A 25,637-nucleotide genomic window follows, 5' to 3' on the forward strand; every position below is an offset into this window, starting at 1 on the left:
CGGCCGGCCGGTCGTCCTGTCGGGTCAGCGCACCCTGCCCCGCGGCTTCAGCGGCACCGCGGGCAGTGCGGGGGCCGGGATCGGCGCGCCGTCGTAGCCCTTGACCTCACCGAAGCGCGTGCCCTCCGTCCAGTCCCGACGGGCCTGCTCGATCTCCTCCTGGGAGCGGCCGATCCAGTTCCAGAACATGATCAGCTCCTCCTCGAACGGCTCGCCGCCCAGCAGCATCACGCTGGCGTCCGACGCGGCGCGCAGCGGGAGTTCGTCCCGTCCGCAGCCGAGGTAGAGCATGGAGCCGGGGAGCACCGGCACACCGTCGACGTGGACCTCGCCGGACATGGAGAGGACGGCGTACTCGAAGTCCGGCAGCAGCGGCAGCCGCGCCTCCGCGCCGTCGGCCAGGCTCAGGTCGGCGCCGACCAGCGGGGTGTACGTGGTGCCCGGGGAGGTCGCGCCGTCCAGGTCGCCCAGGAGCAGCGTGGCCGTGAGGCCCGGTGCGGTGACCCGGGGCAGCTCGGCGTGGAACTCGAAGTGCGGGTCGGTGTGGCGGTGGGCGTCCGGGAGCGCCACCCAGAGCTGCGCGCCGTGCAGGAAGCGGGCGTGCGGGCGGGGGCTCTCCTCCGAGTGGCTGATCGCCCGGCCGGAGGTCATCAGGCCGAGCTGGCGGGGGCGGATGGCCTGGAGGCTGCCGGTGGAGTCGCGGTGCAGCACCTCGCCGTCGTGCAGCCAGCTCACCGTCTGGAGACCCATGTGGGGGTGGGGCGGCACCTGCATCCCGGGCTCGTCCGCGATGTCGTCGGGGCCGTAGTGGTCGACGAAGCACCAGGCGCCGACCATGCGGCGGCCCAGGTTGGGCAGCAGCCGCCGGACCTCGGTGGAACCGCCGAGCTTGACCCGGCGGGGGCTGAGGAGTTCGCGCACCGGTTCCGCCACCACGAAGCCCCGGCCGCCGCACACGGAGGGGACCGGCTCCCGATCAAGATTGCTCATACCGCCCAACCTAGCCCCGTCCGGTCCGTACCGTCAGTCCGCCCCGGCCGCTGTCGCCGGTTCCGGTCCCCCGTTCCGGCGCCGCCGCCCGCCCTCCGGCACCGCGCCCCTCCCGACCCCACCAGGGCAGTAGTGGAATTTTCAACCACACCGTTCCGTTGGAGAGGACGAAGGAGGCCACCGGTGAACACGACGTACAACGACGGGGCGTACTACGAGCAGGGGACGGCCGCGGAGCGCTGGGAGCGCGCGCGGATGTTCTTCGACGCCAGGGACTACGCCGCGGCCGCCCGCGTGCTGGGCGGACTGGTCGAGGAGGTGCCGGAGCAGACCGGCCCCCGGCTGCTGCTGGCGCGCGCCTACTACCACTCGGCGCAGCTCGGGCGTGCGGAGGCGGAGCTGCGGGTCATCGTCGAGCGTGATCCCGTGGAGCACTACGCCCGGCTGATGCTGGGCCGCACCCTCGAACGGCAGGGACGGCAGTCGGAGGCGGACACGCACCTGCGGATCGCCTCCGCGCTCGCGGGCGAGGTCACCGAGCGGTCCTGACCGCCGCCCGCGTGGCATGCTGGCGCGATGGGATCTCCGAGTGATCACGCCGCGCCGCTCGCCGAGCGGGTCGAGGAACTGCTCGCCGCCGACGGCCCGTTGCCGATCGTCGCGGCCGGCGTGCCGGTGCTCCGGCACGCCGCCGCGCCCTTCGACGGCCAGCTGGCGCCCGGCCTGCTGGCCCGGTTCGTCGAGGCGCTGCGGGTGACCATGCGCGCGGCGCCGGGCGTGGGCCTGGCGGCGCCCCAGGTCGGGGTGGGGCTCAGGATCGCGGTGATCGAGGACCCGGCACCGGTCCCGCAGGAGGTGCGGGCGGCGCGCGGCCGGGTGCCGCAGCCGTTCCGGGTGCTGGTCAATCCGCGGTACGAGGCGGTGGGGACCGCGCGGGCCGCGTTCTACGAGGGCTGTCTGAGCGTGCCGGGCTACCAGGCGGTGGTGGCCCGGCCCGCCGAGGTGCGGCTGACCGGGCAGGACGAGACCGGGCGCGCCGTGGACGAGGTGTTCACGGGCTGGCCCGCCCGGATCGTCCAGCACGAGACGGACCACCTCGACGGCACGCTGTACCTGGACCGCGCCGAGCCGCGCTCGCTCGCCTCCGCTCCGGCGATGGAGCGGCTCTGGACCCAGCCGACCCCCGCCCTGGCAGCGGAGGCGCTCGGCTTCCCCCTTCCCTGAACCGCCCTCCGGGTACCGCCTCAGGCGTCCCGGTAGCCCTCCAGCAGCCGCAGCCACACCTCGCTGATCGTCGGGTAGGCCGGGACCGCGTGCCAGAGGCGGCGCAGGGGCACCCGGCCGGCGACGGCGACGGTCGCCGAGTGGAGGAGTTCGCCGACGCCGGGGCCGACGAAGGTCACGCCGCGGACGGTCTCGTCCTCCAGGCCGACCACCATGCGGGCCCGCCCCCGGTAGCCGTCCCGGTACAGGCTCGCCCCGGCCACCGTCGCCAGGTCCACGTCGACCGCGCGGACCCGGTGTCCGGCGGCCTCCGCCTCGGCCAGGGAGAGACCCACGGAGGCGGCCTCGGGGTCGCTGAAGACCACCTGCGGTACGGCGTCGTGGTCGGCGGTGGCGGCGTAGGGGCCCCAGGGCTCGGGCTCCGGTCCGGGCCCGCCCGCGGCGCGGGCGGCGATGGCGGCGCCCGCGATCCTGGCCTGGTACTTGCCCTGGTGGGTGAGGAGTGCCCGGTGGTTGACGTCCCCGACGGCGTACAGCCAGTCGTGGCCGTCGACGCGGAGGCTGTCGTCCACCGGGAGCCAGGAGCCCGGTTCCAGGCCGACGCTCTCCAGGCCGAGGTCGTCGGTGCGCGGCGCGCGGCCGGTGGCGAAGAGGATCTCGTCGGCCGCGACGCGGTCACCGGTGTCGGTGACGGCGACGACGGTGCCGTCCTCCCTGGTCACGGAGGTGACGGAGACGCCGGTGCGGAGATCGACCCCGGCGTCCCGGAGGGCGGCGGCGACGAGTTCCCCGGCGAAGGGCTCCATCCGGGTGAGCAGCCCCGGGCCGCGCACCAGGAGGGTGACCCGGGAGCCCAGGGCCTGCCAGGCGGTGGCCATCTCGACGGCGACGACCCCGCCGCCGACGACGATCAGCCGGCCGGGCGCGCTCCGGGCGCTGGTGGCCTCCCTGCTGGTCCACGGGCGGACGGCGGTGAGCCCCGGCAGGCCGGGCAGGGCGGCGCGGGTGCCGGTGCAGACGGCGACGGCGTGCCGGGCGGCCAGGACGTGCCGGGTGCCGTCGGGGGCGGTCACCTCCACCGCGCGCGGCCCGGCGAGCCGTCCCTGTCCGCGGTACAGGTCGGCGCCGATGCCCTCGACCCACCGGACCTGGCCGTCGTCCTTCCAGTGCGAGGTGAAGTCGTCGCGGTGGGCGAGGACCGCGGCGGTGTCGAGCGGCTGCCGTGCCGCGCCGCCCAGTCCGGCCGTGTGCCGGGCGTCCGCGTGGGCGAGGACCGGGCGGAGCAGGGCCTTGCTGGGCATGCAGGCCCAGTAGGAGCACTCGCCGCCGACCAGCTCGCTCTCCACGATCGCGGTGGACAGGCCGGCCGCGCGGGTGCGGTCGGCGACGTTCTCGCCCACGGGGCCGGCCCCGATCACGACGACGTCGTACGTGCGGGATTCCGTTTGCGTCATGGGCTCAGTGTGGTGGCCGGTGTGCCGGGTGGCCACACGGGTACGCGCGCGGAATAGCCGTCCGGTGGCATGTGTTGTCCCGACGGCGTGACGCCGACACCAGGAAGAGGGATGACGCCATGAGCAGCACCGTGGAACTCACCAAGGAGAACTTCGACCAGACGGTCACGGACAACGAGTTCGTCCTGATCGACTTCTGGGCGGCGTGGTGCGGGCCCTGCCGCCAGTTCTCCCCGGTCTACGAGAAGGCCGCCAAGGAGAACCCCGACCTGGTGTTCGGCAAGGTGGACACCGAGGCGCAGCCGGAGCTGGCGGCGGCCTTCGGCATCCAGTCGATCCCGACGCTGATGATCGTGCGGGACCAGGTGGCCGTGTTCGCGCAGCCGGGCGCGCTGCCCGAGGCCGCGCTGACGGACGTGATCGGCCAGGCGCGGAAGCTGGACATGGACGAGGTCCGCAAGGCCGTCGCGGAGCAGCAGGCCCAGCAGGGGGAGCAGGGGCAGCCGGGCCCGGGCGGCCAGTAGGGCGGGACCGCCACCGGTGCCCCGCCCCCGCGTGGCACGGTCAGCTCGAGTCGCGGTGGACGACCGTCGCGCCCAGCGCCGTGTGCCGTTCGGGCGGGGCCCCCGGGTCGTGGACGGCCCGCTCGACGAGGGCGGCCAGGTCCCGGCCGGAGGGCAGTTCCAGCCGGACGGTGCTCAGCCGGGGGCGGAGCAGCCGTCCCAGCATCAGATCGTCGGCGCCGATGAGGGCGGTGTGGCCGGGGATGTCGACGCCCTCGTCCTGGAGCGCGCGCATCAGCAGCATGGCGTACTCGTCGTTGTACGTGAACACGGCGTCGAGGCCGAGGAGTTCCCAGCGGGCGGCGAGCCGGGCGGCGGCCTCCTCGTCGTACGGGAGGGGCAGTTCGGTGACGGTGGCGGTCGTGCCGCGGACCGCGCGGCGGACGCCTTCGAGGCGGGGTTCGGAGAAGACGCGTAAGCCGGGATCGGCGGGCACGACGACGCCGATGCGGCGGCGGCCCCGCTCGTAGAGGTGGCGCCCGGCGCGGCGGCCGATGGTCCCGTGGTCCAGCAGCAGTGCGTGGGCGCCGTCGACGGGCCCGGAGCCGACGGTGACGACGGCACGGGCCCCGGAGCGTTTGAGCAGGTCGACGCCCTGCGGGGTGAGGTCGGTACCGGGCACGAGGACGGCGACGGGACGCAGTTCGGCCCAGGCGCGGACGGCGTCGTCACCGCTGAGTCCGACGGCACCGTACTGGACGACGGTGTACTCCAGCCGCCCGAGGGCGCGTTGCAGCTCCGCGAGGAAGCCGGTGAACAGCGGTCCGGCGGGGAAGGACGGGGCGGGCATGAGCACGATGCGGCTGTGTCCGGCCCGCAGGCTGCGGGCGGCGGCGTGGGGGACGTAGCCCAGTTCACGGGCCGCCTCGCGCACCCGGTGGCGGGTGGCCTCGCTGATGCGGACGGTGCCGGTGTTGTTGAGGACGTAGGAGACCGTCGCACGTGAGACACCGGCCAGGCGGGCCACGTCGGCACTCGTGGGGACGGTGGGCGCCGGAAAGGCGGGAGCGGGCGTTTTCGGTATCTGCACCATGACGTACGGCATCTTGGCAGAGACCGTCCGTGAAACCTCAATCGGGGCCACATCACCCGGAGTTGGGGCGCCCTGAGGACGTGCCGTCAGATGCTCAGGAGGAGGCGGGGGCGCCGGTGACCCGGGTGACGAGGTCGTTCCAGCCGGCCTCCAGTCGGTCGACGGGCATTCCGCACTGGGTGGTGAGGTGGTGGACCAGGGGGGCGTCGAGCGTGGCCATCAGCATCTGGGAGAGCAACTCGCCGTCCGCGTCCGGGACGGCCTGGCGCAGCAGCAGGGCGACGTGGCCGCGCAGGAAGCGGCGCGGGGCGACGGTGTAGCGGCGGTCCGCGCTGGGCTCGGCGGCCAGTTGCAGCGCCAGGTCCTCGGTGCAGCGGCGGAGCATGGCGCCGCCGAAGGCGCGCAACCGGTCGGCGGGCGGGGCGCCGGGGCCGAGCGGCGGCGGCCCGTGGAGCAGGGCGGCCTGGAACTTCCGCTCGGAGTGGTCGAGCAGCGCGAGGAGCAGGCCGGTGCGGTCGCCGAAGCGGCGGAAGACGGTCCCCTTGCCGACCGAGGCCGCCGCGGCCACCGCCTCCATGGTGAGGGCGGCGGCGCCGTGCTCGGCGACCAGCCGGGCGGCGGCCTCCAGCAGCCGGGCGCGGTTGCGCGCGGCGTCGGCGCGCAGGCAGGGCTCCTCCGCCCCGGCGTCCGTGTGCGGCCCGGGGACCGTGCTCAGGTGCAGCAGTTCGGGGGCACCGTCGGTCTCCTGGGGCTGGGCGAAGGGCGGCAGAGCGGCGGACATGAACTCAGCGTAAAGCATGGGAACAAAACTGGACCCTGGTCCGCTTAGGATGCTAGAAATTGAAACGGACCTCGGTCCGGATCATCTCCGGCGGGGATCCGCCCCAGTCTTTTTCCTTAGTGGGAGTAGTCAATGTCTGTTCGCATCCTTGCGCTCGTCGGCAGCCTTCGCGCCGGTTCGCACAACCGTCAGCTCGCCGAGGCGGCCGTCAAGCACGCGCCCGAGGGTGCCGAGGTGCAGCTCTTCGAGGGCCTGGCGGAGATCCCCTTCTACAACGAGGACATCGACGTCGAGGGCAGCGTTCCGGCCGCCGCCGCCAAGCTGCGCGAGGTCGCCGCGGGCGTCGACGCCTTCCTGCTCTTCTCGCCCGAGTACAACGGCACCATCCCGGCCGTGCTGAAGAACGCCATCGACTGGCTGTCCCGCCCGTTCGGCGCCGGCGCCTTCGGCGGCAAGCCCGTCGCCGTGGTCGGCACCGCCTTCGGCCAGTACGGCGGCGTGTGGGCGCAGGACGAGGCCCGCAAGGCCGTCGGCATCGCGGGCGGCAAGGTCATCGAGGACCTCAAGCTCTCCATCCCCGGTTCCGTGACCCGCTTCGCCGAGACCCGCCCGGAGGACGACGCCGAGGTCGTCGCCCAGGTCACGGACGTCGTCGCCCGGCTCCGCGGCCACGCCGGCCAGGCGGTCTCCGCCTGATCCGCACCGCGCACCCCGTACGGGGCCGGAGCTCGCCCGAGCCCGGCCCCGTACGCGTGCCCGGGCACGGTCCGGGGGCGCCCCCGGAGAGGCCCGGGGCGGTGCCGGGCACGGTCCGGGGCAGGTCGCGACGGGAGGGACCGGGGTGCGCCGGGCGCCGTCCGGGGACGGTTCCCGGCCACCGTCCGGACGCGGCCCGCGACGCGGTCCGGGGCACCGCGCCGCCCGTGCGATAGTGGTTCACGGCCCCGCCGGCATCCGTCGGCCCGGGCCGCCCCGCGCCCCGGCCCCACGGCGGCCTCCGCGAAGCCGGTCCGGACCCGGGGCCGCGCCCCGACCGCGGCGGCGTCGTCCCCCGCGCAGCCGCCGCACCGCTCCCGCCCCGCACCCTTCCGAGGAGTCGCCATGCCCGGCCCCACCGCCGCCTGCCCGCACTGCGGATGGCCGGACGACGCGGAGCCCTTCCGGACGATGTCCGCGCACCCCACCGCCGCGGGCGGCACCCTCTGGACCCGCTGCGCCTGCGGTTCGCTCCAGGCCCGGGTCGTCGACGACCGGGGGACGCGCGTCGTCTCCCGCAGCGGCCCCTCCCCCGCCCACACGGGCCCGGCCGCCCCCTGAACCACCCGGACCGCCCCGCCGCCCGGCCCGCGGTGTCCGACACCCCGCCGTACCACCCCGAACCGCACTTTTCAGCAGGCCAGTTGGGTGCTGATCCGGCCACGGTGTGACATGCTGCGATCATGACTGACCGAGACGACTGGGGCAGCCGGCTACAGACCGATCGACCCCATTCAGCACGTGTGTGGGACTACCTGCTCGGCGGAAAGAACCACTACCTGGTGGACAGCCAGGCCGGAGACATGATCCTCCAGAACTTCCCCGAGTTCGCGGCCGTCGCCCGCGCCCAGCGACGCTTCCTGGTACGGGCGGTGCGGTTCATGGCGCGCGACGCCGGTATCCGCCAGTTCCTCGACGTCGGCACCGGCCTGCCGACCGCCGACAACACCCACGAGGTCGCCCAGCGCATCGCGCCCGAGAGCAGGATCGTTTATGTCGACAACGATCCCATCGTCCTCGCCCACGCCGACGCGCTGCTGGGCAGCACGCCGGAGGGCAAGTGCGCCTATCTCGACGCCGATGTGCGCGACCCCCGGAAGATCCTCGCCGAGGCCGCCGGGACGCTGGACTTCGACCGGCCCATCGGCCTGATCCTGCTGGGGATCATCGGCCAGGTCTCCGACGAGGAGGGCCCGGGGCGGATCGTGTCCGAGTTGGTCGACGCCCTGCCCTCGGGCAGCTACGTCGCCCTGAGCGACGGCACGGCCACCAGCGAGGCGCTCCAGACGGCCGTCTCGGCGTACAACTCGCAGTCGGTGAACACCTATCACCTGCGCTCGCCCGAGCAGATCGGGAGCTTCCTCGACGGGCTGAGCCTGGTGGAGCCGGGTCTGGTCAGGTCCGCCGACTGGCGTCCCGACGCCGACCCCTCGGGCCTGCCGCAGGAGCAGGGCCACGGTGTCGGGGCGGTGGCGTTCAAGAAGTAACGGCCGGTTCCCCCGGCCGGGCCCCGCGGCCGGGGGCCGCCAGGTGCGGCGCGCACCGGGCGGCCGACGGGTCGCCGGGCGGGGGCGCCATCGGCCGCACGCGGCCCGGGAGCGCGTTCGCCCCGGGCCGCGCCCGCACGTCCGGGCCGCGCCTCCGCGTCCGGGCCACGGCCCCGCGCCCGAGGGTGTCCGGGAGCCGGCCCACGGCGGGGCACGTCCGGCCGCCGGAGGGCGGCTCCGGTACTGCGCCCGCGGCGGGCCCGCTCAGCGCGGCGCGGAGGCGTCGGCGTCCCGCTCGCGGCGCAGCCGCCGGGTCACCACGGCCACGTCCACCACGGCGATCACCACGAGCCCCGCGCACACCGCCGCCAGGGCGATGAGCGGGCCGCGCCCGGGGCTGCCGCCGGGGCCGGTGTCGGCGGCCCACACGCCGAGGAAGACGGCGCCCGCGAGGAAGACCGGCAGGAAGACGGCCGACAGCAACAGCCGCAGCCGCAGCGGGCTCTGCGCGGTGACCGGCTCGGTGCCGGTGCGCGGGGAGCGGCGGCCGACGGCGCCGGACCGCGCGCGGGAGCCGGGGGCGCGGGGGCCGGGGCCTCCGGGGCCGGGGCGGCCGTCGTCGGGACCGCGGGCGTGGCGGGCGTCGTCCATGCCGTGCCTCCGGTCAGTGGTCGGGCGCGGCGGTGGTGATGTCCGCGAGCGCCGAGTGCGGGTCCTCGGTGACCGCGAGGTCCCCGAGGGTGACCACGCCGACCGGGACGCCCCCGTGCTCGACGACCGGGAGCCGCCGGACGGCGTGCCGGCGCATCAGCTCCACCGCCCGGTCGGTGGTGTCCTCCGGCGCCAGGGTCACCACGGGCGGGGGCGTGCAGACCGAGCCGACGGTGGTGGTGTCCGGGTCGCGGCCGTCCGCGACGCTCCGCAGCACGATGTCGCGGTCGGTGAGCAGACCGAAGAGATCGCAGTCATAGGTGACCAGGACGTCCCCGACGTTCTCCTCGCGCATCAGCCGCGCGGCGCGGGCCACCGTGGTCATGGGCTCGACGGCCACCGCCGCGGGTGACATCACGTCCCGTATCCGCCGTGTCGTCCGCCGTGTCATGGGGCCTCCCGGGTGCGGCTTCGGGTGCGGGGCTCCGCTCCCCTGCGGGCCGCGTAGCCCTCAGCCGCGGGAGTAAACCGCCCGAGCCCGTCGGCCGGGCGGGCCGGGCGCCGCCGGACCGCCCGGGGGCCGCGCCCGCCGGTGTGCGGCCGGCCCGGCCCGGACCGGTCAGCGGGCGCCCGGGACCTCCTCGGTGACGTCGTTGAGCGGCGAGTCCGGGTCACTGCCGTACGGGCGGGTGAAGGCCTCCATGCCGTGACCGGACGGATCGGCGAAGTACACGCCGCGGCCCCCGTCGCCGCGGTTGATCCGGCCGCGGTGCTCCCGGTGCGGGTCGGCGAAGACGGGGACCCCGCCGTCCACGAGCCGCTCGAGGATCGCGTCGAACTCCTCCTCGCTCACGAGGAACGCGTAGTGCTGCGGGGCTATCTCGGTGTCGACGGTGGCGAAGTCCAGGACGACGTCGTTGGCCGTCCGGACGGGAAGGAACACCGCGTACGGCTCTCCGACCTCCAGACCCAGGATTCCGGCCAGGAACGCCGCGGACTCCTCGCGGTTCCGGGAGAGGACGATGGTGTGGTTGAACTGCACTGCCACGGTGAATGCCTCCATGGGCATCTCCACGGCGCCTCCATGCCTCACCCGGCCGGTGACCGGCACGCGACGCCGCACCATCGAGCCTAGGCGGACCACCGCGCGCCTGTCGACCGCCGCCACCCCGCGCCGGCACCGCGGCGCGAGGTGTCAAGTGGCCCGCCCGGACGGGGAGTTGTTGTCCCGCTCAGCCGGACGGGGTGACGGCGTCCTTGATCTCGCCCCAGCCGAACCAGCGTTCGACCTCGATCCGCACGCTGACCCGGCCCCGGTCCCGGTCCGGGTAGGCGGCTCCGCCGTAGTGGGCGGAGATGCGGTCGATGTCGGAGAGGTCCTCGTCGTCGCGGAACTCGGTGACCCTGCCCAGGAGACCGAGGTGGCTGTACCAGTTGGCGCCGTCGAAGACGGTCAGGGTCACCCGGGGGTCGGCGCGCAGGTGCTTCAGCCGCACGCGGCCCTCGTCGAGGTTGACCAGGACGCGGCCGTCGTCCTCCCACAGGTACCAGGTGGCGGTGGAGACGGGGGCGCCGTCCGGACGGACGACGGCCATCACGCACGGGTTGGGGCGGCGCAGCATCTCTACGGCCCGGGCGGGCAGCGGAGGGTTGGGCACGGTGACTCCTGTGGTCGGTGTGGACCGGGTGGTCGATTCTCCCCCACCGCTACCCCGCGCGCCCCGCTCCCATCCGGGCGGCGGGGTGCCGCTCAGCCGGAGGGCTCCCCGTCGAAGCTGGCGAAGTAGGCGGCGGCCATGTCCTCGCCGCCGTGGCCCAGTTCGGCGGCGCGCTCCAGCCGTCGCGCGCTCGCGGCGGCCACGTCCAGCCGCACACCGACGCGTTCACCGGCCGCCACGATCAGCCGGGCGTCCTTCGCGGCGGTGGTGACGGCGAACTGGGGCGGGGTGAGGGCTCCCCGGCGGATCAGATCGGTCTTGGCGCGCAGGTAGCCCATGTCGAGCGGGCCTCCGGCGATGGCCGCGAAGAAGTGCTCCGGGTCCACGTCCAGGGCCTCGGCGAGCGCGAGCACCTCGCCGGCCGCGTTGGTGGCCGCGATGACCCAGCTGTTGGCCACGAGCTTGAGCCGGGTGGCGCTGCCCGCCGCGCCGTCCTCACCGGTCCACACCGTGCGGGAGCCGACGGCGTCGAGCACCGGCGCCACGGTGTCCCGCGCGTCGGCGGGACCGGCGGCCAGGACCAGCAACCGCCCCGCCTCGGCGGGCTGCCTGGTGCCGAGGACGGGGGCGTCGAAGAAGACCAGGCCCTGCTCGCGCGCGAAGGCGGCCAGCCCGTCGAGGGCGTCCAGTCCGGCGGTGGTGGACTGGACCCACGCGGTGCCGGGGCGCAGCGCTGGGGCGGCCCGGCGCATCACGTCGAGGGCGGCGGGGCCGTCGTACAGCATGGTGAGGACGACGTCGGCGCCGCGCACCGCCTCCTCGGGACCGTCCGCGACGTGCGCGCCGTCGGCGGCGAGCGGTTCGGCCTTGTCCCGGCTGCGGTTCCAGACGCGGACGGCGTGTCCGGCCCGGGCGAGGTTGCGGGCCATGGCGGCACCCATGATGCCGGTGCCCAGGACGGTCACGGTGAGCTGGTCGGTCATGACGTCGGCTTTCTGCGCGCGGTGCGGAACGGAGGACGGAGGACGTCGGGACGGGGGAAGGGCGGGGCGGCGGGGGGAAGCGGCCGTCCGGGCGGCCGACCGCGTGCCCCGGGGGCCAGCCTGCCATCCGCCGCCCGCCGGGACGCCCCGGACCCGCCGCGCACCGGAGACGCCCCTGCGGTCCCCGGGGGTTGGTTCCCGGGAGGGAGGCCACGGCGACCCGTACGGGGCGTCCCGTACGGTACGGGCGTGAACGACTTCACCGAGAACACCGACGCCGACGTCCCCGGCCGCCGCGGACCCTCCGCGACCGCCCAGGCCGACCCCCGTGCCGTGGGCCGGGTGCGCACCGCGTACGCGCCCTCGCGCGACGGGGACCCCGACCCGGGGGAGATCGTCTGGACCTGGGTGCCGTTCGAGGAGAACGACGGGCGCGGCAAGGACCGGCCGGTGCTCGTCGTCGCCCGCGAGAGCGGCGGCACGCTGCTGGCCGTGCAGTTGTCCAGCAAGCGGCACGACGACGACCGGGAGTGGGTGCCGATCGGGAGCGGCCCCTGGGACCGGTCGGGCCGGGACTCCTGGGTGGACGTGGACCGGGTCCTGCGGCTGCACGAGGACGGGATGCGCCGCGAGGCCTGCGCGCTGGACCGCGGGCGGTTCGACCTCGTACGCGGACGGCTGCGCGAACGCTACGGCTGGAGCTAGTGACCTGAGTCAGAGATTCTTCGTCAGATCGCCGCCATCAGCCGGATGCCGTGCGGCCGGCAGGTCCGGCCCGGCCTGCCGGCATCCGGCCTCCGGCACGCCGGGCAGCTCGCGAGAACCACCCGAATATCTCTGACTCAGGTCACCAGACCGGGAGGGGCGGGGCTCCCCCGCCCCCTCGCCGCACCCCGAGGACGCACGCCCCGCGTTTCTCCTCCCCCGGCCCGCGCCCCGCACTCCCCACCGCCCGCCCGGACCCCGCGCTCCCCTCCGCCCGGCGCCCGTCCCGGCCGCCTTCCGCCACCTCGCCCGCCCCGGCCCGGCGGCCGGGCCGCCGCTCCCGGAGCCGGGCGACCGGTCGTATACCGGCCGCCGGGGTGGGCGGCACGTCCCGGCCGACGCGCGGCCCCCGGCCGCACCCGGGCAGCCCCCTCCCCCTCCCCGGGCGCCGGCGCGCCCCGCGGGACATGACCGCAGGCCGCACGGCCCGCTCCACCGTGCCCGCGCCGTCGTCCTGGGCGATGCTGGTCACGTCGCCCGACACCGCTTCCCGGCCCCGGACGGGCCGGGGACGGCGGGAGACGGGATCGGGAACGGCCGGGGAGCGGCACATATCCACGACGAGAAGTCCCGAAATGCGCCCTTGTGCCGAACGGCACGAGGGTTTTGGGTGGGACGGGTCCGCCGACCCGTCCCACCCGAACGGCCGGCGACATGGTGGAATCTCGGGAGGATACCGACATGTCAGATTCGGTAAGTGGCTGTATCCGGTCACGCACCGCCATCAGCGAGGCCGAGGCCGAGGCGCTGGTCCGCGGCATCTGCTTCAAGACCGGCCCGCCCCGGCGCCTGGGCGTCGAACTCGAATGGCTCGTCCACGACCGCGGGGCCCCCAGGCACCCCGTCCCCGCCGAACGGCTCGACTCCGTCTACGCCGCCCTGCGCTCCGTCCCGCTGGACTCGGCGCTGACCGTGGAGCCCGGCGGCCAGCTCGAACTCAGCTCCCGTCCCGCCGCCTCCCTCATGGAGTGCGTGGACTCCGTCGCCGCCGACCTCGACGCGGTCCGGACCGTGCTGGACGGGCACGGACTCGCCCTGGTCGGCATCGGCCACGACCCCTGGCAGCCGCCCCGGCGCTTCCTGCGCCAGCCGCGCTACGACGCCATGGAGGCGTGCCTCGACCGCAACGGCCCCGCCGGGCGCGCCATGATGTGCACCTCCGCGTCCGTGCAGGTCTGCGTGGACGCCGGGTACGAGGAGCCCGGTCCGCTCGGCTATGTGCGCCGCTGGTGGCTGGCCCACCATCTCGGCGCGGTCCTGGTGGCCGCGTTCGCCCACTCGCCGCTGGCCGCCGGGCGGCCCACCGGCTGGCTCTCCACCCGGCAGCTGCGCTGGACCCAGATCGGCCCCGCCCGCGCGGGCGGCGTCCCGCTGGACACCGATCCGCGCGGCGCCTGGGCCCGGCACGTGCTGGACAGCCCGGTGATGTGCGTGCGCGGCGACGCCGCTCCCTGGGAGGTCCCGGCGGAGCTGACCTTCCGCGAGTGGACCGGTTCCGGGACGCCGCGCCCTCCCACCCAGGAGGACCTCGACTACCACCTCACCACCCTGTTCCCCTCGGTCAGACCCCGCGGCCACCTGGAGCTGCGCATGATCGACGCGCAGCCGGGGGAGGACGGCTGGATGGTGCCGCTCGCCGTCACGGCGGCGCTGTTCGACGACCCGGAGGCCACCGAGACCGCCTACCGGACCGTCAAGCCGCTCGCGGAGCGCACCCTCGGCATGCCGGCCCCGCACAACCCGCTGTGGCGGGACGCGGCCCGTGCCGGGCTCACCGATCCCGAGTTGCGGGACGCCGCCGTCACCTGCTTCACGGCGGCCCTGGCCGCCCTGCCCCGGCTCGGCGCCGCCACCGGGGTGACCGAGGCCGTCGCGGGGTACCTGGACCGGTACGTCTCCCGGGGGCGCTGCCCCGCCGACGACCTGCTGGACCGGCCGGGCACCCCCGGCCCGGCTCCGCGCACGAGGGACACCCGCCCATGACCGAGCCCACCGAACCGACCACCGGCATCCCCGGCACCCCCGGTCCGGCCGCGCCGCCGACGGACCCCGAGGCCCTGCGCGAACGGGCCCTGGCGGCGCTGCTCACCGCCCGCGACCGCACCGCCCTGCTCACCGGCTGCGTCGACGGACCCGAACTGACCGCCCAGCACTCCCCGCTGATGTCGCCCCTGGTCTGGGACCTGGCGCACATCGGCAACCAGGAGGAGCAGTGGCTGCTGCGGACCGTGGGCGGGCACGAGGCGATACGGCCCGAGATCGACGGCCTGTACGACGCCTTCGAGCACCCCCGTTCCGAGCGCCCCCGGCTGCCCCTGCTGCCGCCCGAGGAGGCCCGCCGCTACGCCGCCGAGGTGCGCGGCCGGGCGCTGGACGTGCTCGCCGGGTCCGTCTTCGGCGGGACGCGGCTGACGGAGGCCGGCTTCGCCTTCGGGATGATCGCCCAGCACGAGCAGCAGCACGACGAGACGATGCTCGTCACCCATCAGCTCCGCAGCGGCCCCCCGGCCCTGTCCGCGCCCGACCCGGAGCCCGCCGGACCGTTCACCGGGCCCGCCGAGGTCCTGGTGCCCGGCGGCCCGTTCACCATGGGCACCTCCACCGAGCCGTGGGCCCTGGACAACGAGCGGCCCGCGCACCGGCGGGAGGTGGGACCCTTCCTCATCGACACCGTCCCGGTGACCAACGCCCGGTACACGGCGTTCGTCGAGGACGGCGGCTACGGGGACCCGCGCTGGTGGACCCCGGAGGGCTGGGACCACGTGCGGCGGCACGGCATCACCGCGCCCCTGTTCTGGCGGCGCGAGGGCGGCCAGTGGCTGCGGCGGCGCTTCGGCGTGACGGAGCCGGTGCCGCCGGACGAGCCGGTGCTGCACGTCTCCTGGTACGAGGCCGACGCGTGGGCCCGCTGGGCCGGGCGGCGGCTGCCCACCGAGGCCGAGTGGGAGAAGGCCGCCCGGCACGATCCGGCGACGGGCCGCTCCCGCCGCCATCCCTGGGGCGACGCCGACCCGGGCCCCCGCCACGCCAACCTGGGCCAGCGCCATCTGCGCCCGGCCCCCGCCGGGAGCTACCCGGCCGGGGCCTCGCCGCTCGGCGTGCGGCAGCTCATCGGCGACGTCTGGGAGTGGACGTCCAGCGACTTCGCCCCGTACCCCGGCTTCCGGGTCTTCCCCTACCGGGAGTACTCGCAGGTGTTCTTCGGGCCGGAGTACAAGGTGCTGCGCGGCGGCTCGTTCGCCGTGGACCCGGTGGCCTGCCGGGGCACGTTCCGCAACTGGGACTACCCGGTGCGGCGGCAGATCTTCTCCGGCTTCCGCACGGCCCGGTCCGCGGAGGACGTCTGATGTGCCGCCACGTGGCCTACACGGGACCCGCCGTGCCGCTGGGCCGACTGCTGGTGGAGCCGCCGCACGGCCTGTACCGCCAGTCCTGGGCACCCCGGCGGCAGCGGTACGGGACGGTCAACGCCGACGGCTTCGGCGTCGGCTGGTACGCCGGGGGCGATCCGGTCCCGGCCCGCTACCGGCGGGCGGGCCCGGTCTGGGCCGATCCCTCCTTCGCCGACCTGGCCCGGGTGGTGCGCTCCGGCGCCCTGCTCGGCGCCGTGCGGGACGCGACGGTGGCGGGCGCCGACGGGGAGGCCGCCGCCGCCCCGTTCGCCGCGGACACCTGGCTGTTCAGCCACAACGGCGCCGTCGCGGGCTGGCCCGATTCGTCGGCGCCCGTCGCGGCCACCCTGCCCCCGGCCGAGCTGCTGTCGCTGGCGGCGCGCACCGATTCGGCGCTCGTGTGGGCGCTGGTGCTGCACCGGCTGCGGGCCGGTGCGGACCCGGGCCGGGCGCTGGCCGACACGGTGCGCGAGGTGGCGGAGGCCGCCCCCGGCTCCCGGCTGAACCTGCTGCTCACCGACGGCGCGGTCATCGCCGCCACCGCCTGGGGGGACAGCCTCTGGTACCTGTCCCGGCCGGACGGCGGCACGGTCGCCGCCTCCGAGCCCTATGACGACGATCCGCGCTGGCGGGAGGTGCCCGACCGGACCCTGCTCACGGTCCGCGGCACCGAGGTGCTGCTCACCGCCCTCGGGGGGCCCGGCGGAGCAGCGCCGTCCGTGCCCGCCCCCGCCTCAGCGTCCGCATCCGCGAAGGAGCCCCGCCCTTGAGTCCGTTCCGCCTCACCCGCACGCTTCCCGAGGACGCCACGGACGCCGCCCTGCGCTCCGACGTCCGGACGGGCCTGACCGACACCCCCAAATGGCTGCCGCCCAAGTGGTTCTACGACGCCCGGGGCAGCGAGCTGTTCGAGCGGATCACCACCCTGCCGGAGTACTACCCGACCCGCGCCGAGCGGGAGATCCTCGTCGGCCGGGCCGGGGAGATCGCCGCGGCGACCGGTGCCCGCACCCTGGTCGAACTGGGCTCCGGTTCCTCGGAGAAGACCCGGTTCCTGCTCGACGCCCTCACCGGGCTGCGCGTCTACGTGCCCGTCGACGTCAGCGAGAGCGCGCTCACCGGAGCCGGGCGGGCCCTCGCGGCCGAGCGGCCGGGGCTCTCGGTGCACGCCCTGATCGCGGACTTCACCGCCGCTCTGGAGCTGCCCGACACCCCCGGTCCCCGGCTGCTGGCCTTCCTCGGCGGCACCATCGGCAACCTGCTGCCCGGGGAGCGGGCCGCCTTCCTGGCCTCGGTCCGCGCGCTGCTCGCCCCGGGGGACGCGCTGCTGCTGGGCACGGACCTGGTCAAGGACGAGGAGGTCCTGGTCCGGGCCTACGACGACGCGGAGGGGGTCACGGCCGCCTTCGACAAGAACGTGCTGGCGGTCGTCAACCGCGAGCTGGACGCCGACTTCGTGCCCGACGCCTTCGACCACGTGGCCCTCTGGGACGCCGGGCGGGAGTGGATCGAAATGCGGCTGCGCTCCCGCACGGCGCAGACGGTCAAGGTGAAGGCGCTGGACCTGGCCGTGGAGTTCGCGGCCGGGGAGGAGCTGCGCACCGAGGTGTCGGCGAAGTTCCGGAAGGAGGGCGTGCGCGGTGAGCTGGCCGCGGCCGGCCTGGACCTGGCGCACTGGTGGACGGACCGGGAGGGGCGGTTCGCGCTGTCCCTGAGCGTGGTGCGCTGAGCCCGGCGGGGGCCCGGGAGCCGGTCCGGCCCACCCGTCCGGCCCATCGGGCCCGCCCCGGTTCCCCGGGGCGGCGGCCCGTGCGGAAGACCCCCGTCCGGCCCGGTCCTCACGGTCCGGGCGGGGCGGGGGCGGCGGATGCCCGGATCAGCGGGTGTTGGGGTCCAGGAGCTCGGTGATCCGCCGGGACGCCTGCTTGGCCGACGTCCGCGCGTCGTCGCCGTTGAGCACCTTGGTCATGTACGCCTTGATGGGGTTGTCGCCCTCGACGGCGCCCCACCGCGGGGTGCTCGGGGTTGCCCGGCCCTGGGCGGCGCCGGTGGCCATGGCCTCCAGGCCCTCCTCGCCCGCGACATCGGCGGCCAGGGACTTCTTGTTGGGCACGTAGTTCATGCTGCGGGCCAGGTCGGTGTTCCACTTGGCCCCGGCCAGCGCCTCGATGACCGCGATGGCGCCGTCGCGGTTGTCGGTGTTCTGCGGGACGACGAGGTCGGAGCCGCCGGTGAACACGGCGCCCGGCTTGTCGGCGGTCTTGCCCGGCACGGGGAAGAAGCCCAGCTTGTCCTTGAGGTCGGGGTTCTCGCGCAGGATGGTCGTGGCCAGACCCGGCACCGAGATGATCTGCCCGACCCGGCCCTTGGCGAACACGCCGGACTGCGGCGGGTGCTCCTCGTCGGCGTCCACGGGGCCGTTGCCCAGCTTCTGGAGCCGCTGGTAGAACTCCATGCCGCGCAGGGCCTCCTCGCTGTCCAGCGCGCCCGTCCAGGCACCGCCGGAGCCGGTGGCCAGCTCCCCGCCCTCGTCCCAGATGAACCCGGAGAGCGTGTACCAGTCCTGCCCGGCGAGGTAGATGCCCTGCGCGCCGCCCTGGTTCAGCTTCTCGGTGGCGGTGATCCACTCCTCGCGGGTGCGCGGCGGGGAGGTGACACCGGCCTCCTTGAACAGGTCCTTGCGGTAGATGACGACCCGGTTGGCCGCGTACCACGGGATGCCGAACTGCTGGGACATGTACTCGCCGGGCTCCGCGAGACCGGGCAGCCAGTCGCGGATGCCCCAGTCGCGCATCGACTCCAGCGTCAGGTCCTCCAGCTTGCCCCCCTCGGCGTACTGGGGCACCTGGGTGTTGCCGACCTCGATGACGTCGGGCTGCTCGCCGCCGCCGTCGGACTTCAGGGCGGTCTGCACCTTCTCGCCGATGCCGGTCCACTCCTGGATGCGTATGTCCAGGTCGAGGTCGGAGTGGGTCTTCTCGAAGTCCTCGGTGAAGCGCTTCAGGAAGTCGTCGGAGACGCTGCTCTTCATCAGCCACACCGTGACGGTGCGCCGTCCGTCTCCGTCGTCCGAGGACAACAGGCTGCAGCCGCTCAGCAGGGTGGCGGACACGCAGGCAAGGGCGAGGAGGCGACGACGTCTCACGAAGGGTCCTTCTGGTCGAGCAGGTGGCGGACAGGGTGTCCGGCGCACGCGTGGGGAGACCCGACGTGGGGGAACGAGCCGGAGACTCGCACGGGTGAATGGGATTTTGGTATGGACGAATGCGGAGGTCAAGGGGTGAACCACTGCACAGCTCCGACGCCTCGCGCTCCACCACGAGTTGGGGCACGGTGGAGTGACACATGACACAAGGCGACATAGGCGACATCCCCGTCGGGACGGAAGGAACACCACCATGTCGAACCACACCTACCGGGTCACCGAGATCGTCGGCACCTCACCGGACGGCGTCGATCAGGCTGTGCGTAACGGTATCGCGCGGGCCTCGCAGACCGTAAGGAACCTGGACTGGTTCGAGGTGAGCCAGGTGCGCGGCCAGATCGAGGAGGGGCTGGTCGCCCACTGGCAGGTCTGCCTCAAGGTGGGCTTCCGTCTGGAGGGGTCGGACTGAGACCCGCGCCCGGACGGGCGGGGACGGCCGGCCGGGGGCGTCATGTCCGGCCCTGCCGTTCCTGGGCGTCCCTCAGTTCGTCCGAGCCGGCCGCCCAGTCGGCGTGGACGACGGTGAAGCCGGCCTCGCGGGCGTCCGCGCAGACCAGTTCGTCGTCGTCCACGAGGACCCGGACGTCCCGGGTGCGGGCGAGCCGCCGCAGGATCTCCAGCTTGGTCCGCCGGGCGGGCCGCCGGTCGCCGTCGCGGCGCATGTGCACCCTTCCCTCGGGCAGGCCGTGGGCGGCCAGCCAGTCGAGGGTGTCGCGACGGCAGCGCTCGGGCCGCCCGGTCAGGTAGACGACCTCGCACTCCCCGGCCTCGGCGCGCGCCAGGGCGACGCCCGGGGCCAGCGGCGGATCGTGCGGCGCCGCCGCGAAGAAGGCGTCCCAGTCGCGGGGCCGCCGCTCCAGGAACCGCTGCCGGTGAGCGGTGCCGGCGAGGGTGTTGTCCAGGTCGAAGACGGCCAGGGGGCGCCGGCCGCCGCTCCTGCTGATCTCGGTCACCCTCCCACCCTAGGCCCTGATCCTGTGGACCCGGCCGCCGGGCGCGGGGCGCGGCCCGCCCGTCCGCCGGGCCCCGGCGGAACGGGGGACGGGCGGGGACCGGTCCGGCGCCGCGCGGGTGGTGAGCACCCGTCCGGGCCGGGCGGGTACGGCGGGCGGCGCGGGCGGGACAGAACCGTCACCGGGGGAATCCTCGCGCTCCCCGGGTGTTGAACGGAGTGTGAGCACCCCGATGGCGACGACCCGTTTCTCCGTACTCGACCGCTCCCGCGTCCGCGAGGGCCGCACCGCCGCCGAGGCGCTGCGCGACACCGTGGACCTGGCCCGGGAGGCGGAACGGCTGGGCTACCATCGGTTCTGGGTGTCCGAGCACCACGGGGTGCCCGGCGTGGCGGGTTCGGCGCCGACGGTGCTGGCCGCCGCGGTGGCCGGGGCGACGCGCGCCATCCGGGTCGGCACCGGCGGCGTGATGCTGCCCAACCACCGGCCGCTGGTGGTGGCCGAGCAGTTCGGGGTGCTGGAGGCCCTGTTCCCGGGGCGGATCGACATGGGCCTGGGCCGCTCGGTGGGCTTCACCGACGGGGTGCGCCGGGCGCTGGGCCGGGGCAAGGACGAGGCCGACGCCTTCGAGGAGCAGGTTGCGGAGCTGCTCGGCTGGTTCCTCGGCGCCTCGCCGACCGGTGTGCGCGCCCGCCCCGCCGAGGGTCTGACGGTGCCCCCGTTCGTGCTGGCCATGGGCGAGGGCGCCGCCGTCGCGGCCCGTGCCGGGCTGCCGCTGGTCATCGGGGACCTGCGGGACCGGGACCGGATGCGCCGGGGCATCGACCGCTACCGGGCCGGGTTCCGCCCCTCGCGGTGGAGCGCGGAGCCGTACGTCGTCGTCTCCGGCACCGTCGCCGTGGCCGCCACCGCCGAGGAGGCCCGGCGGCTGCTGCTCCCGGAGGCGTGGTCGACGGCGATGGCCCGCACCCGGGGCACGTTCCCGCCGCTGCCCCCGGCCGGGGAGGTGGAGGCCCGGCTGACGACCGTCCGGGAGCGCGAGCTGTACACCGCCGGGCTGCGCGGCCATGTCGCGGGCACCGAGGAGTTGGTGGCGCGGGAGCTGGAGGCACTGGTGGCGGAGACGGGCGCGCAGGAGGTGCTGGTCACCACGAGCACCCACGACCGGGCGGCGCTGCTGGAATCCTACCGGCGGCTCGCCCGGGTCACCGGCATCGGAGCGGTGGCCTCCGGGGCGTAGAATCGCGGGGTTTGTCCCCGGCCGCGGCGACACCCCGTCCGCCCGGCCCCGCCGTCCGCCGCTTCCACCGCCCGCCTCCCCCGCAACTCCACACCCCGTCCTCCTTCTCCCCCGGCCCGCCCGGCCGACGACCGTACGGAGTCCTCCGCGATGCACAGTCACCACGACCCGTACGTCCGCGTCCGCGGCGCCCGTGAGCACAATCTGAGGGGCGTGGACGTGGACGTCCCCCGGGACGTGGTGGCGGTGTTCACGGGGGTGTCCGGCTCGGGCAAGTCCTCGCTGGCCTTCGGCACCGTCTACGCCGAGGCGCAGCGGCGGTACTTCGAGTCGGTGGCGCCCTACGCCCGCCGTCTGATCCACCAGGTGGGAGCGCCGAAGGTGGCGGAGATCACCGGGCTGCCGCCCGCCGTGTCGCTCCAGCAGCGGCGCGCGGCGCCGACCTCCCGCTCCTCGGTGGGCACGGTCACCCATCTGTCCAACTCCCTGCGGATGCTGTTCTCCCGCGCCGGCACCTATCCACCGGGCGCCGAGCGGCTGGACTCCGACGCCTTCTCGCCCAACACGGCGGCCGGGGCGTGCCCCGAGTGCCACGGGCTGGGCCTGGTGCACCGCACCGACGAGGATCTGCTGGTCCCGGACCCGTCCCTGTCGATCCGTGAGGGTGCCATCGCCGCCTGGCCGGGCGCCTGGCAGGGGAAGAACCTGCGGGACGTCCTCGACGCGCTCGGCCACGACGTGGACCGCCCCTGGCGGGAGCTGCCCGCCGAGGAGCGCGCGTGGATCCTGTTCACCGACGAGCAGCCGGTGGTCACGGTGCATCCGGTGCGCGAGGCGGGCCGCATCCAACGGCCCTATCAGGGCACGTACATGAGCGCCCGGCGGTATGTGCTGAAGACGTTCGCGGACTCGCGGAGCGCCACTCTGCGGGCCAGGGCGGAGCGCTTCCTGACCAGCGATCCGTGCCCGGTGTGCGGGGGCAGCAGGCTGCGCGCCGAGGCCCTGGCGGTGACCGTCGGCGGGCGGACCATCGCGGAGCTGGCGGCGCTGCCGCTGACGGAGCTGGCCGGGGCGCTGCCCGGCGGCGAGGGGGCGGCGGGGGTGCTCACCGAGGACCTGACCGCCCGGATCGCGCCGGTGACGGAGCTGGGCCTCGGCTATCTGAGCCTCGACCGGGCCACGCCCACCCTGTCGGCGGGCGAGCTGCAACGGCTGCGGCTGGCCACCCAGTTGCGGTCGGGGCTGTTCGGGGTGGTGTACGTCCTCGACGAGCCGTCGGCGGGGCTGCACCCGGCGGACACCCGGGCGCTGCTGACGGTGCTGGAGCGGCTGAAGGCGGCCGGCAACTCGGTGTTCGTGGTGGAGCACCAGCTCGCGGTGGTGCGGGAGGCCGACTGGATCGTGGACGTCGGCCCCGGGGCGGGCGAGCACGGCGGGCGGGTGCTGTACAGCGGGCCGGTGGAGGGGCTGGCCGGGGTCGGGGCGTCGGCGACGGCCCGGTACCTCTTCGACCGCTCCCCGGTGCCGGAGCGGACGGCGCGGGTGCCGCGCGGCTCGGTGCGCGTCGGCCCGGTGACCCGGCACAACCTGCGCGGCGTGACCGCCGAGTTCCCGCTGGGGGTGCTCACGGCGGTGACCGGGGTGTCCGGCTCGGGGAAGTCGACGCTGGTCGCGGAGGTCACGGAGGAGCTGCCGGGGGTGGGCCGGCTGGTCCGGGTCGACCAGCGGCCGATCGGCCGCACCCCGCGCTCCAACCTGGCCACGTACACGGGCCTGTTCGACGTGGTGCGGAAGGTGTTCGCGGGGACGGACGAGGCCCGCGCCCGGGGGTACGGGGTGGGCCGGTTCTCCTTCAACGTGGCCGGCGGGCGGTGCGGGACGTGCCAGGGCGAGGGGTTCGTCAGCGTCGAGCTGCTGTTCCTGCCGAGCACCTACGCGCCGTGCCCGGACTGCGGCGGGGCGCGCTACAACCCGGCGACGCTGCGGGTCACCCACCGGGGGCGGAACATCGCCGAGGTGCTGGACCTGACGGTGGAGGAGGCGGCGGAGTTCTTCGCGGACACCCCGGCCGCGGAGCGCGCCCTGACGGCGCTGCTGGACGTGGGGCTGGGCTATCTGCGGCTCGGCCAGCCGGCCACCGAGCTGTCGGGCGGGGAGGCGCAGCGCATCAAGCTCGCCACCGAACTGCAGCGGGGGCGGCGCGGGCACACCCTGTACCTGCTGGACGAGCCGACGACCGGTCTGCACCCGGCCGACACGGCGGTGCTGATGCGGCAGTTGCACGGTCTGGTGGACGCCGGGCACACCGTGGTCGTGGTGGAGCACGACATGGCGGTGGTGGCGGGCGCCGACCGGGTGATCGACCTGGGGCCGGGCGGCGGGGACGCGGGCGGCCGGATCGTGGCCGAGGGCACCCCGGCCGAGGTGGCGCGGGCCGCGGGCGGCGCGACGGCGCCCCATCTGGCGGCGGCCCTGTACGGCGAGGACGCGGGCGGGCACCGGTGACACCGCACCGGCGCCCGCCCGCGTGGGCGCGCCCGCCCGTTCATCCGCGGTCCGGCCGCGTCTCCTCGTCCTCCTCCACGACGCCCTCGACCTCGATCCGCTCCTTGCGGACCTGGCCGTGCACCGTCTCGTTCTCGATGTGCTCCTCGGTCGTCAGCCGGACCCGTTCCATGGGCACGGCCTCGGTCTCCACGAAGGTGTGCTCCTCGTGCAGGGTGATCTCGTGCTCGGCCTCGCCGATCTCCGGTCCGGCCATCGCCGCGTCGCGGTTGGCGTCGGTGATCGGCTCGCGCTCCACGTGGACCTCCTCGTGGCGCACGGGGACGGTCTGCTCGACGTCTTCCGTGACGACGTACTTGCGGATCCTGGCCCGGCCGGACTCGCGGCGTTCGACGCCGACGTGCATCCGCTCCTCCGAGCGGGTCATGGCCTCGTCCGCGCGGGAGCCGGCGCGTTCCGCGGTGTCCCGGTCCGTGTCCGTTCCGGTCCGGTGGCCGGCGATGCCCGCCGCCCCGGTGGCCCCGGCGGCGCCCGCCGTGCCGGAGGCGGTGGTCATGCCGGTGGTGTCGGCGGGTCCGGTGGCCGCGGCGCCGGCGGTGCCGGTGCCCATGGTGCCGGTCCCGCTGGTGGTGTCGCGGTCGGGGTCCGTGCGTTCGGCCTCGGTGAGGACGCTGCTCCAGTTGATGCCGTAGTAGTCGTAGAGCCGGTGCTCCTCGCCCTCCGACAGATGGCCGCCCGCGTCGACGTCGACATCGGGCGCGCCCTTGACCTGCTCCTTGCCGTACGGGACCTCCAGGTGGTCCCGCACCAGCGCGGCGTCGCGGATGGGGACGAACGACTCACTGGTGCCGAACACCCCGGTCCTGACGCTCACCCATTCCGGGCGTCCGGTCATGTCGTCGAAGAACACGTGCTTGGCGTCGCCGATCTTGTTCCCGTCCCCGTCGTAGACCGGGTGGTCCAGGACGTTGGCGAGTTGTTCACGGGTGATCATCTGCCATCACCCTCCTTCCGGAGTCCCTCCACTCCGTCTGTCCGCTTCGGAAGGTCGAAAACGGAATAAACGCCACAAAAGGCACGTACTTTTCGGTGGTGCTTTCCCTCGCTCACCGTTCCCCGGGCGGAATGTGGCGCCCCACCGGCACCTCCGGGTCCGGCGGCCGGGCGGCCAGGGCGAGGGAACGGCGGTCCGGGTGGCGGCCGGGCGGGATCACGGGGCACACCTCCACCTCGGCGGTGAGACGGCGGGCGGTGACCACCCGCCACACCGAGGCGAACAGGGAGTCCTCCCCGATGAAGGCGGCGGCGGTGCCCGGCGCCCCGCAGCCGTCCCGGTAGCGGATGCGGACCGGCTGGACGGCGGCCCCGGCGTCCAGGGCGGCCTGGAAGGCGGCCCGGCGGAAGCGGCCCCGGGCCCCGCCGCACCAGGTGCTGCCCTCGGGGAAGACCGCGACCGCGCCGCCGGCGCGCAACCGCCCGGCGATCACGGCGACCGTGGCGGGCAGGGTCCGCAGCCGGTCCCGGTCGATGAAAAGGGTGCCGCCGCGCTCGGCGAGCCATCCGGCCACCGGCCAGCGCCGGATCTCGCTCTTGGCCAGCATCCGGGCCGGGCGCACGGCGGCCAGCAGCGGGACGTCCAGCCAGGAGACGTGGTCGGCGACGAGCAGCAGCCCGCCGCCGGGCGGGGCGGAGCCCGTGATCCGGACCCGGACCCCGGCCGCCCGCACCGTCCACCGGCACCAGCGTCGCACCGGACCGGCCGGGAGCCACCGGGCGAACGGCGACAGCGCGGACCCGGCGGCCAGCAGCGCGGCGAGCGCCGCGAGCCGCAGCACCCCGCGCGGCACGGCCGCCGCGCCCCGGGGCGGCTCCAGGCACGCGGCGGGGCTGCAGGGAGCGGTCGGCAGCCAGACGTTCACCGGCGGCCGAGCGGCGGGAACCGGCGCGAGGGCGGGCGCGGGCGCGGGAGCGGCGGGAACGGGAGCGGTGGCCGGACC

Annotated in this window: 27 protein-coding genes; 14 read left to right on the plus strand and 13 right to left on the minus strand. The window is 75.2% G+C overall.

What is annotated here, in order from left to right; all coding sequences use genetic code 11:
- Window positions 1-24: 24 nt before the first annotated feature.
- Window positions 25-990 carry a pirin family protein gene (locus ACZ7LB_RS15970; RefSeq protein ID WP_471468637.1) on the minus strand — a complete coding sequence of 322 codons (966 nt, stop codon included), beginning with the start codon at window positions 988-990 and terminating at the stop codon, window positions 25-27.
- A 255-nt stretch (window positions 991-1,245) separates the two neighbouring features.
- On the opposite strand from ACZ7LB_RS15970, the gene ACZ7LB_RS15975 reads away from it, so the two are divergent.
- Both ACZ7LB_RS15975 and ACZ7LB_RS15980 read left to right on the plus strand, forming a co-directional pair.
- Entirely contained in the window at window positions 1,246-1,539 is a 294-nt protein-coding gene (locus tag ACZ7LB_RS15975; protein WP_471468864.1) for a tetratricopeptide repeat protein, read from the plus strand.
- A 27-nt stretch (window positions 1,540-1,566) separates the two neighbouring features.
- Entirely contained in the window at window positions 1,567-2,214 is a 648-nt protein-coding gene (locus ACZ7LB_RS15980) for a peptide deformylase (RefSeq protein WP_471468639.1), read from the plus strand.
- Between the two features lie 20 nt (window positions 2,215-2,234).
- On the opposite strand, the gene ACZ7LB_RS15985 is transcribed toward ACZ7LB_RS15980, so the two are convergent.
- Window positions 2,235-3,668: a dihydrolipoyl dehydrogenase family protein gene (locus ACZ7LB_RS15985; protein WP_471468640.1), complete on the minus strand. Its 1,434-nt coding sequence runs from the start codon at window positions 3,666-3,668 to the stop codon at window positions 2,235-2,237.
- 119 nt (window positions 3,669-3,787) lie between these two features.
- Between ACZ7LB_RS15985 and trxA the strand changes: the two genes are divergently transcribed.
- Window positions 3,788-4,192, plus strand: a complete 405-nt coding sequence (gene trxA, locus ACZ7LB_RS15990) for a thioredoxin (RefSeq protein WP_471468642.1) — start codon at window positions 3,788-3,790, stop codon at window positions 4,190-4,192.
- A 40-nt stretch (window positions 4,193-4,232) separates the two neighbouring features.
- Here the strand turns inward: trxA and ACZ7LB_RS15995 are convergent, their stop codons facing one another.
- Together ACZ7LB_RS15995 and ACZ7LB_RS16000 are read right to left on the minus strand one after the other, a co-directional pair.
- Complete coding sequence (locus tag ACZ7LB_RS15995) at window positions 4,233-5,264, minus strand: LacI family DNA-binding transcriptional regulator (protein WP_471468643.1); 1,032 nt, start codon at window positions 5,262-5,264, stop codon at window positions 4,233-4,235.
- Window positions 5,265-5,358: 94 nt separating this feature from the next.
- A complete protein-coding gene (locus ACZ7LB_RS16000; RefSeq protein ID WP_471468644.1) occupies window positions 5,359-6,045 on the minus strand; it encodes a TetR/AcrR family transcriptional regulator in 687 nt (228 codons plus the stop codon).
- A gap of 132 nt (window positions 6,046-6,177) precedes the next feature.
- On the opposite strand from ACZ7LB_RS16000, the gene ACZ7LB_RS16005 reads away from it, so the two are divergent.
- The 3 genes from ACZ7LB_RS16005 to ACZ7LB_RS16015 all read left to right on the plus strand — a co-directional run bounded on the left by ACZ7LB_RS16005 (window position 6,178) and on the right by ACZ7LB_RS16015 (window position 8,288).
- Entirely contained in the window at window positions 6,178-6,741 is a 564-nt protein-coding gene (locus ACZ7LB_RS16005) for an NAD(P)H-dependent oxidoreductase (RefSeq protein WP_471468645.1), read from the plus strand.
- Between the two features lie 405 nt (window positions 6,742-7,146).
- Window positions 7,147-7,362, plus strand: a complete 216-nt coding sequence (locus tag ACZ7LB_RS16010; protein ID WP_471468647.1) for a hypothetical protein — start codon at window positions 7,147-7,149, stop codon at window positions 7,360-7,362.
- Between the two features lie 122 nt (window positions 7,363-7,484).
- A complete protein-coding gene (locus ACZ7LB_RS16015) occupies window positions 7,485-8,288 on the plus strand; it encodes an SAM-dependent methyltransferase (RefSeq protein ID WP_471468649.1) in 804 nt (267 codons plus the stop codon).
- A gap of 264 nt (window positions 8,289-8,552) precedes the next feature.
- Here the strand turns inward: ACZ7LB_RS16015 and ACZ7LB_RS16020 are convergent, their stop codons facing one another.
- The 5 genes from ACZ7LB_RS16020 to ACZ7LB_RS16040 all read right to left on the minus strand — a co-directional run bounded on the left by ACZ7LB_RS16020 (window position 8,553) and on the right by ACZ7LB_RS16040 (window position 11,580).
- The gene (locus ACZ7LB_RS16020; protein ID WP_471468651.1) at window positions 8,553-8,939 is read right to left on the minus strand and encodes a DUF6343 family protein; all 387 of its coding nucleotides are present in this window, start codon (window positions 8,937-8,939) and stop codon (window positions 8,553-8,555) included.
- Between the two features lie 13 nt (window positions 8,940-8,952).
- Window positions 8,953-9,390 (minus strand): CBS domain-containing protein, encoded by a 438-nt coding sequence (locus ACZ7LB_RS16025; RefSeq protein WP_471468652.1) that lies wholly within the window; start codon window positions 9,388-9,390, stop codon window positions 8,953-8,955.
- Window positions 9,391-9,558: 168 nt separating this feature from the next.
- Entirely contained in the window at window positions 9,559-9,987 is a 429-nt protein-coding gene (locus ACZ7LB_RS16030; RefSeq protein WP_471468865.1) for a VOC family protein, read from the minus strand.
- A gap of 184 nt (window positions 9,988-10,171) precedes the next feature.
- Window positions 10,172-10,597 carry a PPOX class F420-dependent oxidoreductase gene (locus ACZ7LB_RS16035; RefSeq protein WP_471468653.1) on the minus strand — a complete coding sequence of 142 codons (426 nt, stop codon included), beginning with the start codon at window positions 10,595-10,597 and terminating at the stop codon, window positions 10,172-10,174.
- A gap of 92 nt (window positions 10,598-10,689) precedes the next feature.
- On the minus strand, window positions 10,690-11,580 hold the full coding sequence (locus ACZ7LB_RS16040) for an NAD(P)-dependent oxidoreductase (protein ID WP_471468654.1): 891 nt from the start codon (window positions 11,578-11,580) through the stop codon (window positions 10,690-10,692).
- A 249-nt stretch (window positions 11,581-11,829) separates the two neighbouring features.
- On the opposite strand from ACZ7LB_RS16040, the gene ACZ7LB_RS16045 reads away from it, so the two are divergent.
- From ACZ7LB_RS16045 to egtD, 5 genes are all read left to right on the plus strand, one after another.
- Window positions 11,830-12,285 (plus strand): type II toxin-antitoxin system PemK/MazF family toxin, encoded by a 456-nt coding sequence (locus ACZ7LB_RS16045; protein ID WP_471468655.1) that lies wholly within the window; start codon window positions 11,830-11,832, stop codon window positions 12,283-12,285.
- Window positions 12,286-13,026: 741 nt separating this feature from the next.
- Window positions 13,027-14,328 (plus strand): ergothioneine biosynthesis glutamate--cysteine ligase EgtA, encoded by a 1,302-nt coding sequence (egtA, locus tag ACZ7LB_RS16050; RefSeq protein ID WP_471468657.1) that lies wholly within the window; start codon window positions 13,027-13,029, stop codon window positions 14,326-14,328.
- Window positions 14,325-15,692: an ergothioneine biosynthesis protein EgtB gene (gene egtB / locus ACZ7LB_RS16055; protein ID WP_471468659.1), complete on the plus strand. Its 1,368-nt coding sequence runs from the start codon at window positions 14,325-14,327 to the stop codon at window positions 15,690-15,692. Before egtA ends, egtB begins: the two co-directional genes overlap by 4 nt.
- Window positions 15,692-16,507: an ergothioneine biosynthesis protein EgtC gene (gene egtC / locus ACZ7LB_RS16060; protein ID WP_471468661.1), complete on the plus strand. Its 816-nt coding sequence runs from the start codon at window positions 15,692-15,694 to the stop codon at window positions 16,505-16,507. Before egtB ends, egtC begins: the two co-directional genes overlap by 1 nt.
- On the plus strand, window positions 16,504-17,466 hold the full coding sequence (egtD, locus tag ACZ7LB_RS16065) for an L-histidine N(alpha)-methyltransferase (RefSeq protein ID WP_471468663.1): 963 nt from the start codon (window positions 16,504-16,506) through the stop codon (window positions 17,464-17,466). The genes egtC and egtD overlap by 4 nt, the downstream gene beginning before the upstream one ends.
- Window positions 17,467-17,613: 147 nt before the next feature.
- Here egtD and ACZ7LB_RS16070 read toward each other — a convergent pair whose 3' ends face one another.
- On the minus strand, window positions 17,614-18,882 hold the full coding sequence (locus ACZ7LB_RS16070; RefSeq protein WP_471468665.1) for an extracellular solute-binding protein: 1,269 nt from the start codon (window positions 18,880-18,882) through the stop codon (window positions 17,614-17,616).
- Window positions 18,883-19,135: 253 nt separating this feature from the next.
- On the opposite strand from ACZ7LB_RS16070, the gene ACZ7LB_RS16075 reads away from it, so the two are divergent.
- A complete protein-coding gene (locus ACZ7LB_RS16075) occupies window positions 19,136-19,351 on the plus strand; it encodes a dodecin (protein ID WP_471468666.1) in 216 nt (71 codons plus the stop codon).
- Between the two features lie 40 nt (window positions 19,352-19,391).
- Here the strand turns inward: ACZ7LB_RS16075 and ACZ7LB_RS16080 are convergent, their stop codons facing one another.
- Window positions 19,392-19,886: a phosphatase domain-containing protein gene (locus ACZ7LB_RS16080; RefSeq protein WP_471468866.1), complete on the minus strand. Its 495-nt coding sequence runs from the start codon at window positions 19,884-19,886 to the stop codon at window positions 19,392-19,394.
- A gap of 241 nt (window positions 19,887-20,127) precedes the next feature.
- Here ACZ7LB_RS16080 and ACZ7LB_RS16085 point away from each other — a divergent pair, with 241 nt between their 5' ends.
- Together ACZ7LB_RS16085 and ACZ7LB_RS16090 are read left to right on the plus strand one after the other, a co-directional pair.
- On the plus strand, window positions 20,128-21,135 hold the full coding sequence (locus ACZ7LB_RS16085) for an LLM class flavin-dependent oxidoreductase (protein ID WP_471468668.1): 1,008 nt from the start codon (window positions 20,128-20,130) through the stop codon (window positions 21,133-21,135).
- A 150-nt stretch (window positions 21,136-21,285) separates the two neighbouring features.
- Complete coding sequence (locus ACZ7LB_RS16090) at window positions 21,286-23,640, plus strand: ATP-binding cassette domain-containing protein (RefSeq protein ID WP_471468670.1); 2,355 nt, start codon at window positions 21,286-21,288, stop codon at window positions 23,638-23,640.
- Window positions 23,641-23,680: 40 nt separating this feature from the next.
- Here the strand turns inward: ACZ7LB_RS16090 and ACZ7LB_RS16095 are convergent, their stop codons facing one another.
- Entirely contained in the window at window positions 23,681-24,634 is a 954-nt protein-coding gene (locus tag ACZ7LB_RS16095) for a DUF2382 domain-containing protein (RefSeq protein ID WP_471468672.1), read from the minus strand.
- A gap of 112 nt (window positions 24,635-24,746) precedes the next feature.
- On the minus strand, window positions 24,747-25,559 hold the full coding sequence (locus tag ACZ7LB_RS16100) for a lysophospholipid acyltransferase family protein (protein WP_471468674.1): 813 nt from the start codon (window positions 25,557-25,559) through the stop codon (window positions 24,747-24,749).
- Window positions 25,560-25,637 lie beyond the last annotated feature (78 nt).

It is taken from the genome of Streptomyces sp. NPDC107521, assembly GCF_055598485.1.